General features: G+C 52.9%; 14 protein-coding genes. 5 read left to right on the top strand and 9 right to left on the bottom strand.

Translation table 11 applies throughout. The annotated features are described in order from the left end of the window. Positions 1-40 precede the first annotated feature (40 nt). Both I6L74_RS10135 and actP read left to right on the top strand, forming a co-directional pair. Complete coding sequence (locus I6L74_RS10135; protein ID WP_059179864.1) at positions 41-355, top strand: DUF485 domain-containing protein; 315 nt, start codon at positions 41-43, stop codon at positions 353-355. After that, positions 352-2,001, top strand: a complete 1,650-nt coding sequence (gene actP, locus I6L74_RS10130) for a cation/acetate symporter ActP (RefSeq protein ID WP_059179863.1) — start codon at positions 352-354, stop codon at positions 1,999-2,001. The genes I6L74_RS10135 and actP overlap by 4 nt, the downstream gene beginning before the upstream one ends. A gap of 36 nt (positions 2,002-2,037) precedes the next feature. On the opposite strand, the gene I6L74_RS10125 is transcribed toward actP, so the two are convergent. Both I6L74_RS10125 and I6L74_RS10120 read right to left on the bottom strand, forming a co-directional pair. After that, positions 2,038-2,727: an LrgB family protein gene (locus tag I6L74_RS10125; RefSeq protein WP_059179862.1), complete on the bottom strand. Its 690-nt coding sequence runs from the start codon at positions 2,725-2,727 to the stop codon at positions 2,038-2,040. Next, complete coding sequence (locus I6L74_RS10120; RefSeq protein ID WP_059179861.1) at positions 2,720-3,130, bottom strand: CidA/LrgA family protein; 411 nt, start codon at positions 3,128-3,130, stop codon at positions 2,720-2,722. Before I6L74_RS10120 ends, I6L74_RS10125 begins: the two co-directional genes overlap by 8 nt. 100 nt (positions 3,131-3,230) lie before the next feature. Here I6L74_RS10120 and I6L74_RS10115 point away from each other — a divergent pair, with 100 nt between their 5' ends. After that, positions 3,231-4,118 carry a LysR family transcriptional regulator gene (locus I6L74_RS10115; protein WP_059179860.1) on the top strand — a complete coding sequence of 296 codons (888 nt, stop codon included), beginning with the start codon at positions 3,231-3,233 and terminating at the stop codon, positions 4,116-4,118. A 444-nt stretch (positions 4,119-4,562) separates the two neighbouring features. Here the strand turns inward: I6L74_RS10115 and I6L74_RS10110 are convergent, their stop codons facing one another. The 4 genes from I6L74_RS10110 to soxR all read right to left on the bottom strand — a co-directional run bounded on the left by I6L74_RS10110 (position 4,563) and on the right by soxR (position 9,404). Continuing rightward, the gene (locus I6L74_RS10110; protein ID WP_059179859.1) at positions 4,563-6,209 is read right to left on the bottom strand and encodes a Na+/H+ antiporter; all 1,647 of its coding nucleotides are present in this window, start codon (positions 6,207-6,209) and stop codon (positions 4,563-4,565) included. A 151-nt stretch (positions 6,210-6,360) separates the two neighbouring features. Continuing rightward, positions 6,361-7,710, bottom strand: coding sequence for a guanine/hypoxanthine transporter GhxP (gene ghxP, locus I6L74_RS10105; RefSeq protein ID WP_059179858.1), 1,350 nt, complete (start codon positions 7,708-7,710; stop codon positions 6,361-6,363). A gap of 306 nt (positions 7,711-8,016) precedes the next feature. Further along, positions 8,017-8,682 (bottom strand): glutathione S-transferase family protein, encoded by a 666-nt coding sequence (locus tag I6L74_RS10100; protein ID WP_059179857.1) that lies wholly within the window; start codon positions 8,680-8,682, stop codon positions 8,017-8,019. Positions 8,683-8,945: 263 nt separating this feature from the next. Beyond that, positions 8,946-9,404: a redox-sensitive transcriptional activator SoxR gene (gene soxR, locus I6L74_RS10095; RefSeq protein WP_011915529.1), complete on the bottom strand. Its 459-nt coding sequence runs from the start codon at positions 9,402-9,404 to the stop codon at positions 8,946-8,948. A 98-nt stretch (positions 9,405-9,502) separates the two neighbouring features. Here soxR and soxS point away from each other — a divergent pair, with 98 nt between their 5' ends. Continuing rightward, positions 9,503-9,829 (top strand): superoxide response transcriptional regulator SoxS, encoded by a 327-nt coding sequence (gene soxS / locus I6L74_RS10090; RefSeq protein WP_059179856.1) that lies wholly within the window; start codon positions 9,503-9,505, stop codon positions 9,827-9,829. On the opposite strand, the gene pdeC is transcribed toward soxS, so the two are convergent. After that, complete coding sequence (gene pdeC / locus I6L74_RS10085; protein WP_059179855.1) at positions 9,826-11,412, bottom strand: cyclic di-3',5'-guanosine monophosphate phosphodiesterase PdeC; 1,587 nt, start codon at positions 11,410-11,412, stop codon at positions 9,826-9,828. The two genes, soxS and pdeC, sit on opposite strands and share 4 nt — an antisense overlap. A 338-nt stretch (positions 11,413-11,750) precedes the next feature. Then, positions 11,751-13,154: a sensor domain-containing diguanylate cyclase gene (locus I6L74_RS10080; RefSeq protein WP_059179854.1), complete on the bottom strand. Its 1,404-nt coding sequence runs from the start codon at positions 13,152-13,154 to the stop codon at positions 11,751-11,753. Between the two features lie 501 nt (positions 13,155-13,655). Here I6L74_RS10080 and I6L74_RS10075 point away from each other — a divergent pair. Next, entirely contained in the window at positions 13,656-13,937 is a 282-nt protein-coding gene (locus tag I6L74_RS10075; protein WP_059179853.1) for a YjcB family protein, read from the top strand. 98 nt (positions 13,938-14,035) lie between these two features. Here I6L74_RS10075 and ssb1 read toward each other — a convergent pair whose 3' ends face one another. Continuing rightward, complete coding sequence (ssb1, locus tag I6L74_RS10070; protein ID WP_059179852.1) at positions 14,036-14,569, bottom strand: single-stranded DNA-binding protein SSB1; 534 nt, start codon at positions 14,567-14,569, stop codon at positions 14,036-14,038. Between the last annotated feature and the right edge of the window lie 201 nt (positions 14,570-14,770).

The following is a 14,770-nucleotide window of genomic DNA, read 5'->3' as shown; positions in this document are numbered from 1 at the left end:
GCAGCGTGAAAGACGCAGGGGAACTCTGGAGAGTTCTGTGATGAATGACAACATTTATCAACGGATAGAAAACAGTGCGCATTTCAAGGAGCTCGTCGAAAAACGGCAACGGTTTGCCTTCACGCTTTCTATCATCATGCTGATTATCTATGTCGGTTTTATTCTGCTGATCGCCTTTGCACCGCACTGGCTCGGTACGCCTTTGCATGCCGGAACCAGCGTGACGCGCGGCATTCCCATCGGTATCGGCGTGATTGTGATTTCATTTGTGCTGACTGGCGTGTACGTCGTACGCGCGAACGGTGAATTTGATCGCCTTAACAAAGAAGTGTTGCGTGAGGTAAAAGCACCATGAAGCGAGTCCTGACGGCGCTAGCCGCCACACTGCCCTTCGCGGCCAACGCCGCTGATGCACTCACCGGCGCGGTGGAACGCCAGCCAACCAACTGGCAGGCGATTATCATGTTCCTGATTTTCGTGCTGCTGACGCTGTATATCACCTACTGGGCGTCGAAACGCGTGCGCTCACGTAATGATTATTACACGGCGGGCGGCAATATTACCGGCTTCCAGAACGGGCTGGCGATTGCGGGTGACTTTATGTCCGCCGCATCGTTCCTGGGGATTTCTGCGCTGGTGTACACCTCCGGCTACGACGGGCTGATTTACTCGCTCGGCTTCCTCGTGGGCTGGCCGATTATTCTGTTCCTGATCGCCGAACGTCTGCGTAATCTTGGGCGCTACACCTTCGCCGACGTGGCATCTTATCGCCTGAAACAGGGACCGATCCGCACCCTGTCCGCCTGCGGTTCGCTGGTGGTCGTCGCGCTGTACCTGATCGCGCAAATGGTCGGGGCAGGCAAACTGATTCAGCTGCTGTTCGGCCTGAACTATCACATCGCCGTGGTGCTGGTGGGTGTGCTGATGGTGATGTACGTTCTGTTCGGCGGCATGCTCGCCACCACGTGGGTGCAAATCATCAAAGCGGTATTGCTGCTGTTCGGCGCAAGCTTTATGGCCTTCATGGTCATGAAACACGTGGGCTTCAGCTTCAATAATCTGTTTACCCAGGCGATGGCGGTTCACCCGAAAGGGGAAGCGATTATGAGCCCGGGCGGGCTGGTCAAAGATCCGATATCCGCCCTGTCGCTTGGTCTCGGATTGATGTTTGGTACCGCAGGCTTGCCGCACATTCTGATGCGTTTCTTTACGGTGTCAGACGCCCGCGAAGCACGTAAAAGCGTGTTTTACGCCACCGGTTTTATGGGTTATTTCTACATCCTGACCTTTATTATCGGCTTTGGCGCGATCATGCTGGTGGGTGCGAATCCGGCGTTCAAAGATGCTGCTGGCGCGCTGATTGGCGGTAATAACATGGCGGCGGTGCATCTGGCCGATGCCGTGGGCGGTAACCTGTTCCTCGGCTTTATCTCCGCTGTCGCCTTCGCCACCATTCTGGCGGTTGTGGCGGGCCTGACGCTAGCGGGTGCATCCGCTGTTTCACACGATCTGTATGCCAACGTGTGGCGTAAAGGCGCGACGGAACGTCAGGAGCTAAAAGTCTCCAAAATCACGGTTCTGATTCTGGGCGTGGTGGCGATTCTGCTGGGTATTCTGTTCGAGAATCAGAACATCGCCTTTATGGTGGGACTGGCCTTCTCGATTGCGGCAAGCTGTAACTTCCCGATCATCCTGCTCTCGATGTACTGGTCAAAACTGACTACCCGTGGGGCGATGACTGGCGGCTGGCTGGGCCTGCTGACGGCGGTAATTCTGATGATCCTCGGCCCAACCATTTGGGTGCAGATCCTCGGTCACGAAAAAGCCATCTTCCCGTACGAATACCCGGCGCTGTTCTCGATTGCCGTGGCGTTTATTGGGATTTGGTTCTTCTCGGCCAACGATAATTCAGCCGAAGGTAAGCTGGAGCGTGAGAAATTCCGCGCCCAGTTTATCCGTTCTCAAACCGGCTTAGGCATCGATCAGGGCCGCGCGCACTGATCGACGTCTCTCCCCGGCCAGCGCGGCCGGGGAATTTTAGAACATCATCCACGCCACCAGCGGCGCTGCCAGCACCATCACCACGCCTGACAGCATCATCACCAGACTCGCGACCACGCCTTCTTGCTGACCTAGCTCATAGGATCGCGCCGTGCCTGCGCCGTGCGACGCCGCACCAAACCCGGCACCTTTCGCCATGCCTTCCCGAATCGACAAACGCAAAAACAGAATATCGCCGACTGCCATGCCAAACACGCCGGTGACAACGACAAACAGCGCCACCAGATCCGGCTGGCCGCCCAGCAGTTTTGCCGCCGCCAGCGCAAACGGCGTCGTCACCGATCGCACCGCCAGGCTGCGCTGAATTTCATCCGATAACGTAAACCAGCGCGCCAGCCAGACGGAGCTGGTGACGGCGACCACCGTCGCGGTCACCACGCCTGCGGTCAGCGACATCCAGTGACGTTTTATAATGGCGAGATTGTCGTACACGGGAACGGCAAACGCGATGGTCGCCGGGCCTAAAAGCCACAGCAGCCAGTGCGATTCGCCAATGTAATTCTGCCAGGAGATGTGGCCAAAAATGAGCATCAGCACCAGCAAAATGGGCGTGAACACCAGCGGCATCAGCGGCAATTTATGAAAGCGACGATACAGGCGCTTATTGGCAAAATAGATAACCAGCGTGGCGATAAGACACAGCAGGCTGACCTGAAAATTAGTCATGCTTCAGCCTGCTGATTTCAAAGCGATACACTTTATCCACTACCCACGCCGTCGCGCCCAGCACCATTAACGTACTCAGCGCAATGACGGCAAAAATGCGCCAGCCATCGACCATCAGCAGTTGGGCGTAATTGACCACCGCCACCACCGCTGGCACGAAAAACAGCAGCATTTCCGCCAGTAGCCAGCTTGCGCCTGCGCGCACCCAGTTCAGCGGGATAACGCGACACACAATCAGCGTCAGCATTAACATCATGCCCACCAGGTTGGCGGGCAGCGGCAAATGCAGCCAGTTGACGAGGTACTCTGCGAAAACAAACACGCCAGCATACAGCCCGACCTGCACCGGAATCTGGAGTCGTTGCACAACGGCAGGCGTAACACGACTTAACGCCACGGCCATGGGGATTTCCTTGAAATGAGATGAAGCGCCAGTATAGAGACCGCACGTAACGGACTGAAATGAATTAAAATCATCGAATGCATAGTCTCGGGGAATAATCATGGACATCAGAACGCTGCGCTATTTCGTCGAAGTGGTTCGCCAGCAGAGTTTTACTCGCGCAGCGGAAAAGCTGTTTGTCACCCAGCCCACCATCAGCAAAATGTTGAAAAACCTCGAAGACGAACTGAACTGTACCCTGCTGATTCGCGACGGGCGCAAGCTGTTGCTCACCGATACCGGGCGCGTGGTGTTTGAACGTGGACTGGCGATTCTGGCGGAGTTCCGCCAGCTGGAAGCGGAGCTTGGCGATATTAACCATCTGAACAAAGGGCTGCTGCGCCTCGGCATTCCGCCGATGGTGGGAATGATGATGGCCGGACCGATCAGCCTGTATCGCCAGCGCTATCCTGGCGTCGAGCTAAAAATCTCTGAATTTGGCGGGTTAACCGTGCAGCAGGCGGTGATGAACGGGGAGTTGGATCTGGCGATGACCGCCCTGCCCGTTGAAGAAGACAGCGGCCTGGCGACGCTGCCGCTGTTCAGCCATCCGCTGTGCGTTTTGGTTCCACGATCAGGTGATTGGCTCAGTGTTGAAACCGTTAAACCCGAGCTGCTGGCAGAACATCCCCTGCTGATTTACAACGAAGATTTCGCCCTCAGCCGCCAACTGATGCAGCTGTTTACTCAGCACGATGTAAAGCCGCGCATTGCCGTGCGCAGCGGCCAGTGGGATTTCCTCGCGGCAATGGTACAGGCGGGTGTGGGCATCGCGATTTTGCCGCAACCCATTTGCGAGCGGCTGGATAAAAACACGCTGCGCTGGATCCCACTCGAAAGCGATCTTCACTGGCAGTTGGGCATGATTTGGCGCGAAGGGGTTTATCTGTCGAACAGCGCGCAGGCGTGGCTGACGTGCTGCGAGGGGTTTTGGGTCCCTTCACCCTGACGGGATGCGGGGTTCTCACTTTATCATCAGCCAGAAATGAGATGAGGGGTAATTCAGAACTAAAAGCGATGCCCTGGTCCGGCGATAAATCGCTGAGTCGTTGACCAAAGGCCGGGGCGACGCGCATGGATGCGCGGAGAGGGCGTGACCCGCAGGGATGCAGGATCGCGCCCGACCCGAAGACGTAGGGAAGGAGACGAAGGCACCGCGAAGCGGCGATTTTCTTGCCGGGAGCCCGGGTCGCCAGGGCGGCGGCGATTGAGCCGCCATGGCTCGTTCACATGTTCCGTCATCATAGAGAAGCACGTTTCTGGAAGTGAACGGAATAACCTCTTGAGCACCATGTTCCCCCCCAACCCGCCCTCTCCCTGGATAGAGAGGGCGTGAATTGTGCCAATCATCAATTTGAAGCCTTCTCTCTGCCCTGGCGGGAGGAGAAATACCCTACTGACTCTCGATCAACAGCGCTTCCAGCAAATCGAGATCGTGCAGCAATTTTTGCAGCGTCTCATTGCTGATCTGGCGCGTCGCGCGCAGGTGGTACAGCTCGGCGCGCTCGGAGCGCAGCGCGGCCAGGCGGAAACGGCGCTCAAGTTTCTCGGCCAGCATGGAGCTTTCAACATCGTTGCTCCCATCGGCACGACGGCGCAGGTTACCGATCACGCGCGAACTGACCTCGGTCAGCAGCTGGTTATCAATGTTCTCTTCGATGTCTGCGGCAAGGCGCTCTTCCATTTTCTGGATCGCCACAATCGCCACTTCTGCCGTTGCGGCGCGCGCGATGCGCTCCTCTTTCTGCTGCTGGGCATGGTCGGCCACTTCCAGATGTTGCAGCAGAATCGGCAGCATTACCACGCCAATAAACAGTGAGAACAGAATCACGCCCGCCGCTAAAAATACCAGCTCGTAACGCGCCGGGAAGACGTTTCCGTCGGGCAGAAGCAGCGGAATAGAGAGCACACCGGCAAGAGTAATGGCCCCACGCACGCCCGCAAACGACGCAATCAGCAGTTCGCGCGTGGTCCACGAGCCAAACTCCATTGGCTTATTCTTCAGGAAGCGCATGCTGAAGTTTTTCATCGTCCACAGCCAGCCAAAGCGTACCAGCATCAGCGCAACGTAAATCAGCACGATATCGGTAAACAGCATCCAGGTTTCAACGTTCGGATCGGCTTCGGCCGCCACCAGCGAGGATTCCAGAATGCCCGGAAGCTGCAGGCCCAATAGCAGGAAAACCATGCCGTTAAACACAAACTCAAGCATCGCCCACGTACTGTTGGCGCGCAGACGCATCGCCAGCGGCGCACGGCGCATCACACCTGCACGGGTGATGGTCATCCCCGCCGCCACGGCCGCGAGGATGCCCGACACGCCGATATGTTCTGCAATCAGATAGGACGCGAACGGCAGCAGGAACAGCAGAACGATTTGCGTCGCAGGCTCATCGCCGCCCCAGCGACTGAGGAAGCCCAGCGAACGGCCATACAGCCAACTGACGACGAAACCGGCCAGGATGCCGCCAATTGCCACTTTGAAAAACTCAACGGTCGCACCGCCGATAGTGAAAATCATGGTGCCCATCGCCACGGCGACAGCAAACTTGAGCGCCACCAGGCCAGAGGCGTCATTCATTAGCGCCTCACCCTGCAAAATCCCCATGATTTTCTTCGGAATACGCCCTTCGCCGACAATACCGGACAGCGCCACGGCATCGGTAGGCGACAGCACGGCGGCCAGCGCAAAGGCTGGAATCAGCGGAATGCCCGGCACAATCCAGTAGATCAGGAAGCCTATCCCGACCACCGTGACGACCACCAGGGCCAGCGCGAGGCCGAATATCTCTCGCCCGTGCTCAAGGAACTCGCGCGTAGGCGTTTTCCAGCCGTCGGCAAACAGCAGCGGCGGGATAAACAGTACGAGGAACAGTTCGGGATCGAACTCCACATGCAAGCCAAACGTCGGCCATGCCAATAGTGCGCCAATGGCAATTTGCATCAGCGGGAGGGGTAACTGGAAGGGTAGTACGCGGGTGACTACCCCGGAAAGTGAGACCACGAGGGTCATGATGAGAATGGTGAAGAAAATTTCCATGCGTTCCCTGTTTGCGTGTTTCTTATTGTCTAAAACATGAAGCGTCGTGCTTCTATTTTACCCTCTTCAGAGTAACGCAAATGACAACGAGATGTGGTCTGAAAATGAAAACGGGCGGCCTAAGCCACCCGTTTTCGCAGGTTCTGCTAAATCAGATGGCCCAGCCGCCCGCATAGAACGCGACCAGCGCGATCGCGATCACCACGGTGCCAACGTTCAGCTTGCGCCATTCGCCCGACACCAGACGACCAATCACCAGTGAGGCAAAGCCGATCATGATGCCGGTGACGATATTGCAGGTCAGCACGATAAAGACGGCGGTAATCAGGCCGGACATCGCGTCAACGAAATCGGTAAAATCGATTTTCGCCACGTTGCTCAGCATCAGCAGGCCGACGTACATCAGCGCCGGTGCGGTCGCATAAACCGGCACCAGATAAGAGAGCGGCGAGAGGAACAGGATCAGCAAGAACAGCACGCCGACGGTGATAGCCGTCAGACCGGTTTTGCCGCCTGCCGCTGTACCCGCGGCTGACTCGATGTAGACCGCTGCCGGAGCCGCGCCCACCAGACCGGAGAACACGCTGCTCAGGGAGTCGGTGGTCAGCGCTTTGCCGCCATCGATAATCTGGCCGTCTTTATCCAGCAAATTAGCCTGACCCGCGACCGCACGAATAGTCCCCGTGGCGTCAAAGACCGCGGTCATGACCAGCGCCAACACGCTTGGCAGCACAATCGGGTTCAGCGCACCGACAATATCGAGGCTACCAATCAGCGAGTTGCCATGCTCATCACTCAGCGACGGCATGGCAAAGATACCGGAGAAGTGAACGGTCGGATCGAAAAGCAGCCCAACCACGGAAATCCCGATAATCGTCAGCAAGATACCGCCAGGCACTTTCAGTTTTTCCAGACCGATAATGAACGCCAGGCCAATAAGCGACATGATCACCGGGAAGCTGGCGAAATGGCCCATCGCAACCGGCAAACCATCCAGCGGGTTTTTAACGACCAGGCCCACGCCGTTGGCGGCAATCAGCAGCAGGAACAGACCGATACCGATGCCTGTACCGTGCGCGACGCCTTGCGGCAGGTTCCGCAAGATCCAGCTACGGATGCCGGTCGCAGAAATCACGGTAAACAGCACACCCATCAGGAACACCGCACCCAGCGCAACGGGCACGCTGATGTGCTGACCCAGCACCAGGCTGAATGCGGTAAATGCGGTCAGTGAAATTGCGCAACCAATCGCCAGCGGCAGGTTAGCCCACAGGCCCATCACGATAGAACCCAGACCCGCAACCAGACAGGTGGCAACGAACACCGCAGCAGGCGGGAAACCCGCTTTACCCAGCATGCCCGGCACAACGATCACGGAGTAAACCATCGCCAGGAAGGTCGTCAGACCGGCGACAACTTCCTGACGCACGGTGCTGCCGCGAGCAGAAATTTTAAACATGGCGTCGAGTGAACCGCCAGTACGCGCTGAAGGCGTAGACATAGAAAACATCCCCTGAGAATTTTTATCATTCGTTTATAAGCGTGGTGGACAACTCCACTGCCAGCGAAACGTCAAATCCTTGTGCTGCGTTTGTGACGAATAGGGGCCGTCACAAAAAAAGCAAACGTTTAGCTCCGCGCTTACAAAACGGGTGGTTAATTGAAGGCAAACGATTATCTAGCCTAATACAGGGCGTTTTCAACTTAACTTTGTCGTTTTTCGCTAAAATTAGCTTATGACGCTGAAGAAATAACCAGAGGATGCGCAAACGTTATCGTGAATGCGCAATTTAATAACAATTAATGTTTATCCGGGGATTTCAAAGGGTCCACCCTGTTGAATCGCACGTTGCCACGCCGGACGCATTTCAACCTTTTTCTTCCACGCGTGTAGATGCGGGAGGTTGTCGATTCCACCGCGCGCAAGCAACGCGAAGACCGGGAAGCTCATCTGAATATCCGCCATGCTGAGATGATCGCCTGCGAACCAGCTGTTCTCGGCCAGATGCGATTCGACAAAACGCGCATGCGTTTCAATCTGACGGTTGAGATAGCCTTTCTGCACGCCCTGCCCCAGCAGGTTACCCAACGTTCGCATGCCGAAAGGCACCGGCGGTTTACCCAGACTGTTAAAGACCAGTTTCATCATCAGCAAGGGCATCAGCGACCCTTCGGCGTAATGCAGCCAGAAGCGATACTGGGTTTTCTGCGCCGCATCCTGAGGCTTGAGATGCGACTGGGGATCATAGGTTTCTTGCAAGTATTCAAGAATTGCACCCGATTCTGCGAGGATCAGTCCGTTATCCTCTACCACGGGCGATTTACCCAGCGGGTGGATTTTCTTGAGTGACGGCGGCGCCAGCATGGTTTTTTCGCGCTGATAGCGGACAATTTGATACGGCACGTCAAGTTCTTCAAGCGCCCAGATCACGCGCTGTGAACGGGATTGATTCAAATGGTGGAGCGTGAGCATGGTTTTCTCCTCTGATTCATACAAACTAACTATAGAAAATTGCACAACTCCGCGAAAAAATTTTGGCTAAAATCTGAACGTTCGCGCTGGCGAAGATGACGATTTTGCATACAATTAAAGTGTCAGCACAAACCGGAACCTCCCCAACTGCTCGACATGAGGGGTGCTGATGTCGGGGGAAACCCTCCCGTGAACCAGCGGGATAGAGTGAAAGACAAAGACCGGGAATAAACTAAAGCGCCTTAGTCTGGCGCTTTAGTTTTTTATTCTTCGCCCAGCAACCGCGCACCCGTGCCCTGCTCACCCAGTTTGTCGCCAGGGTTACGCAACGGGCAATCGCTCCGGGAAAGACACCCACACCCGATGCATCCATCCAGCTCATCGCGCAGCGCAACCAGCGTATGGATACGCCGGTCCAGCTCCTCGCGCCACTGTGAGGAGAGATCTTTCCACTCTTTTGCACTCAGCGAATGGCCCTCCGGCAGCACGCCAAAGGCGTCGCTGATGGTCGCCAACGGGATCCCGATGCGTTGCGCAATTTTGATAATCGCCACGTAACGCAGCACATCACGGGTATAACGGCGCTGGTTGCCACCGTTGCGGATACTTTTAATCAGCCCTTTTGTTTCATAGAAATGCAGCGCCGAGACCGCCACCCCGCTGCGTTTTGCGACTTCACCCGGTGTGAGCAACGCTTTAATTCTCGGTAATCTCTTTTCCATAAAACCTCTTTACCTCAAGTTAACTTGAGGAATTATACTCCCCCGCAGAGAAAACGACCAATCAACTGAAAGTGTTGTATTTAAAGAGGGGCAACCTTATGTCACATCAGCAAATTATTCAGACATTGATTGAATGGATTGATGAACATATCGACCAACCATTAAGCATTGACGCCGTGGCGAAGAAGTCGGGCTATTCGAAATGGTATTTGCAGAGAATGTTCCGCACGGTCATGCATCAGACGCTGGGAGATTACATTCGTCAGCGCAGATTACTTTTGGCAGCGCAGGCGCTGCGCAGCACGCGCCGCCCGATTTTTGATATCGCGATGGATTTAGGATACGTGTCGCAACAGACATTTTCCCGGGTGTTTAGACGCGAATTTGATCGCACCCCGAGCGATTACCGCCACCAGCTCAACTAGCTGGTACGCGGGACCAGAACGTGAACAGGGTGCTGCTGCCAGTCCATAAATTCTTGCGGCGGCATCGCCTTCGCAAAATGCCAGCCCTGGCAATATTGCACACCGCGCTTCAGTAGCCATGTCACCTGCTCCGCCGTCTCCACCCCTTCAGCAATGGTTTTCAGCCGCAAGCTCTGGGCCATCTCAATGATGTGCTCTGCAATCAGATGGCTGGTACTGTTGGTGGTCAGGGTATCGATAAATGATTTATCGATTTTCAGAATGTCCACGTTCAGTGAGTACAGGTTATGCAGGTTGGAATAACCGGTACCAAAGTCGTCGATCGCGACTTCATAACCGGCCTGACGGAAAGCCTGAATTACAGGCGTGGTTTTCGGTACATCAATAAACCCACGCTCTGTCACTTCAATTTTAATTTGTTGAGCGCGCACAGAATAGTGCTGAGCTTTATCAGAGATCAGGGCGATCAGGCGAGAAGAGTGGAAATCGGATGCCGACAGGTTAATGGAGATATAAAGATGCGGGTTGTTACCCAGAAAATGCCCAAGATCGTTAAAGACCTCTTCAACAACATAATCGGTGATCCGCTCGATCATTCCCTCTTTTTCTGCCAGCGGAATAAATTCTGCGGGACTCATCACCTGACCGTTAAAGCCCGGCCAGCGAAGTAGTGCTTCTGCACCCACACATTGCTTATTTTTTATATCAATAATGGGCTGATAATGTACACACAGCTGGCGTTTATTTAATGCGCGGTGCAATAAACGTCCAGGTGAATTAAATTCTCGATGTGTACGTGACCACACCAGCAATATAATAATGCTGCAAATCATCCCTAGCGGCAGCGTCAATGTCGCCTGATGATAGAGAACTTCATAAAATCGAGTATTCGAGGTGGAAACAATCGCGGCGATAGGACGTTTCGTAGAATTCGCGGTGGTGTAAAAACGTCCATCACTTTGAAATGCTTGCTCAGAATTACCTAATAGCGAATGTAATAAAGAAATCTCGGCGTGTGGACTCACGGAAAAGAAATTGTTGGTTACCGTGTCATATACACCCCATGTCAATGCATGGTCGGCTGTCATGACTTCACCGTATGACAATGGGTTGACCACCACCACATAATTTCCGCGCTGCATATATGTCATTTTATAACCGGCGAAGAAAGGCGTATCGCGGAAATAATAGATTGAGACGTCGGGTTTACGTGTGTAATTTGCGCCAGGGATAATGTAGGGTTGATCTGGCGTGGAGACCGTGGAACATAAAAAACGCTGGCCATCTGCATATATTAAATCGGCAACGTAGAGCCGTCCACGAACGACATTTAACATATATTGCCGATGCGCAGGCGAACACACTTCACCCTGGTATTTTTTGGCGGCGTCGCGGGCTAAATCAACCTGTTCAATAACGAGTTCAGTTTTATCTAAAGCGAGTTGGGCAAAGGTTCGTAGCTGACTGCTTGTTTCGGTAACGGCTCTTAGCTGGGCAAACCATAGCGCAAGCATCACAGGTAGCAAAACTACCATGATGACCCCGACTACCCTCAGCACCTTGCGCCGTGCGCTACGATTCATTTCCGCCCTATATCCCTGCAATATGTGTGCCTGTAGTAATGAAGGCCGGATGCTTTGATAAACAGGTGATTACGTTGCATGAATCATGCGAAGTTAGCAACTGACTTTTAGTATTAAAATTCTCAAACTTAGTTATGACGATAATATGTGTCCGTAACTCAAACTAAAAGAATGCGTTTCGTTTTTATTAAGGAAAGTTATTATCCAGCATTACCGGTGAGTTTTAAGATAACACGACAGGGGATCATTGATTAAGCCAAACTCGCAACAGCATGAAAAAAATACAACTTGATCATGAAATTTCAGATTATTTGCAGATAACCATTCCGAATGATGATTTATAAATAATCAACGGAGATCACCGTTTTTCCTCTGCCGCTACGTTTTGCAGCATATAGCGCTTTATCGGCACGCGTAAGAAGTGAAGAGGTGTCGTGTTGACCATGACAGACCTCTACCACGCCAGCACTAAAGGAAAGAACCAACGCTTTGTCTTCGACCAGCAGGGGTCTGTCAAAGAGCGAGGAACGCAGCGTTGTCGAGAGCGCCATCGCGGCCTGGCTATCGGCTTGCGTGAGCAGGAGCAAAAACTCCTCGCCACCAACCCGACCCAGTGCAGACAGTCTCGGGCTCAATTCTCGCAGCCGATCGCAAAAATAGACAAGGGCCGCGTCCCCAACCTGATGACCCCACTCATCGTTGATCTGCTTGAAGTAGTCCAGATCGAACATCAACACGCAGAAAGGACCTTCCGTTTCTGACAGCTGATTGCACTCCGTCGCCGCCTGAAGCTTCTGCAAAATAGCGGAGCGATTAAAACATCCGGTGAGGTCGTCAGTGGTGGCCCTCACCGCAAGCTGGCGCTCCGCATTTTTGCGTTCGGTGATATCCAGGCCAATGTTCAAAATAGAGCTGTCGGGCAGGAGAATATTCGACCACAAAATCGTGAGCTGCGATCCGTCTTTTCGCAGCGGGTGCCACTCGTACATATCTTTCAGGGATGAAAGATGGATTGAATCGCGTACCCGTCGTCGTTCTGCGGGGTCGGGATAAAAAAGCGCCAATGGTTCGGGATAAGCATTGATTTCCTCCATGCTCCAGCCAAATACTTTTTCGCATTCACCGTTCCACAACACGCAGCGGTTATGTCGATCAAAAGAGGTCATTAGCACCGGGGCACGTTCAAACAGCGTTTTATATTGTGTCACCACACGCTGCATTTCTATTGCCATGCGCTCTCGTGAAATCATTTCGACAAAATAATCTTTGAGCTTTTCAGCGAGCACAACCACGATATTTTTCAGGATGGGTAATGTATCAATACGCTTGGAAAACGCGAGAAAGAAATACCCGCAGCAACCTCCATCACGGGAGGAGAATTTGTATAACACACCGCTTTGTAATTGCGCATGCCCTGGATGCTGAGGTGAAAACATCACCTTGCCAACGCTTTCTTTCCAGTAAATAGACCGCCATGAATGATGATGCTGTTGCAGCAACGTGCTGGCCAGAAAATTCGTCACTTCACCCGTGTGACAAACAACCTCTCCCGCGCAAACCACCCGCGGCTCAGCGCTTTCATCACCGATACTGACCCAGGCAAGCGTTGAGCCAAGCGTACGATTGATCGTTTCCAGCATTTCAGTCAGCGAACGCTGAGGCGTAAGCAGCGGCATCAGTTTTGCTAAAGCATGCAAAGCCAGCATGCTGTCGTTAATCATTTCACGACAGGTGTCTTTCATCGTTTTTATTCGCAGGTGATTGAATAATAAAAGTCGGGCATAACGAATATCTCAACATTCGCACAAAACATGACTTAATGATTATTAAAAGACAGCGCATACTTATGTAAATACAAAAATTGCATGTGTAAAAATTAAATGACAAAATAATAAATAATCTATTAATTCAAATGGTTGAGTTATTAGCTGTGCGTATAATTAATTGTCCGTTCAAGCATAAGTCATAGTATTAATACTGTAAATATTGTCTATTCTCACCTCAGTCGTACTTGTTTTCGCTATCCTAATGAATTCCTTATAAACACCCTGTAAAACTGTTTCTTAGCCTGCGAAGATATATTTTCACTACGACAAATCCTTATGCAGAAGCGACTGGTAACGCACAGTTTCCCGGCAACAGCACTGGCGAATAAAAGAACAAGTGTGATATAGTTCACACATATTTTGCAACGTGAAACACCGTTTCATTGTTACTTTTTTGTTATCTCGAGGATAGGTTTTATGGCAACCATTACTACCAGCATGGTTCTTTTACGCTGGCCGTTATTGAGTGCAGTGATGATGTTTTTAGCCAGCACGCTAAATATTCAATTCCGTAAATCAGATTACGCTGGGCTCGCCGTGATCAGCACCTTATTGGGGTTGGGCGCAGCATGTTGGTTTGCGACGGGCTTACTGGGCATTACGATGGCGGACGTAGCAACTATCTGGAGCAATGTGAAAGTCGTCATGATGGAAGCCATGAGCCATACCCCACCAGACTGGCCGGTGGTCATCACTTGATCAATCGCGAAATATTCGTATTGAACACCGACTTTCTCAAACAAAAAGCCCTGCAAATGCAGGGCTTCGGGCAGTACAAAGCATTTCGTCTATAACAATCAGAACGGGATGTCGTCGTCGAAATCCATTGGGGGTTCGTTAGACGGTGCTGGTGCAGACTGCTGCTGCGGGCGAGACTGCGCGCCGCCGCTGAACTGGTTGCCGCCGCCCTGTGGCTGTTGAGGTTGACCCCAACTGCCCTGCTGCTGCTGCTGACCACCGCCTGCCGGAGCACCACCACCCTGACGACCACCCAGCATTTGCATGGTGCCGCCAACGTTAACCACAACTTCCGTCGTGAACTTCTCTGCACCGGACTGATCGGTCCATTTACGGGTACGAAGCTGGCCTTCGATATACACCTGAGAACCTTTACGCAGATATTCACCAGCCACTTCGGCCAGTTTGCCAAACAGCACAACGCGGTGCCATTCAGTCTGCTCTTTCATCTCACCGGTCGCTTTATCACGCCAGGATTCGGAAGTAGCCAGCGTAATGTTGGCAACTGCACCACCACTCGGCATGTAGCGTACTTCCGGGTCCTGGCCCAGATTACCGACGAGAATCACCTTGTTTACGCCTCTGCTGGCCATGATCGTGTCTCCTGAATTCGTTTCTTAATAGTGTAACGCGCGAGTGTATCATTTCCATGTAGCATTTTGATAGTTGCAGCATGGATTCCAGATATCTGCGTGAACCATACATTGTTGCACAACGAATCAGAAAATGCATTCCAATACTGTATATTCAAACAGGTCGGATTGTGTCATAATTAGCCGTTTCTGCCGTTTGTC

It is taken from the genome of Lelliottia amnigena (genome assembly GCF_019047465.1).
Lineage (GTDB): Bacteria > Pseudomonadota > Gammaproteobacteria > Enterobacterales > Enterobacteriaceae > Enterobacter > Enterobacter amnigenus.
The sequence above is the reverse complement of the archived record's forward strand: the minus strand, read 5'-3'. Positions and strand labels throughout refer to the sequence as shown.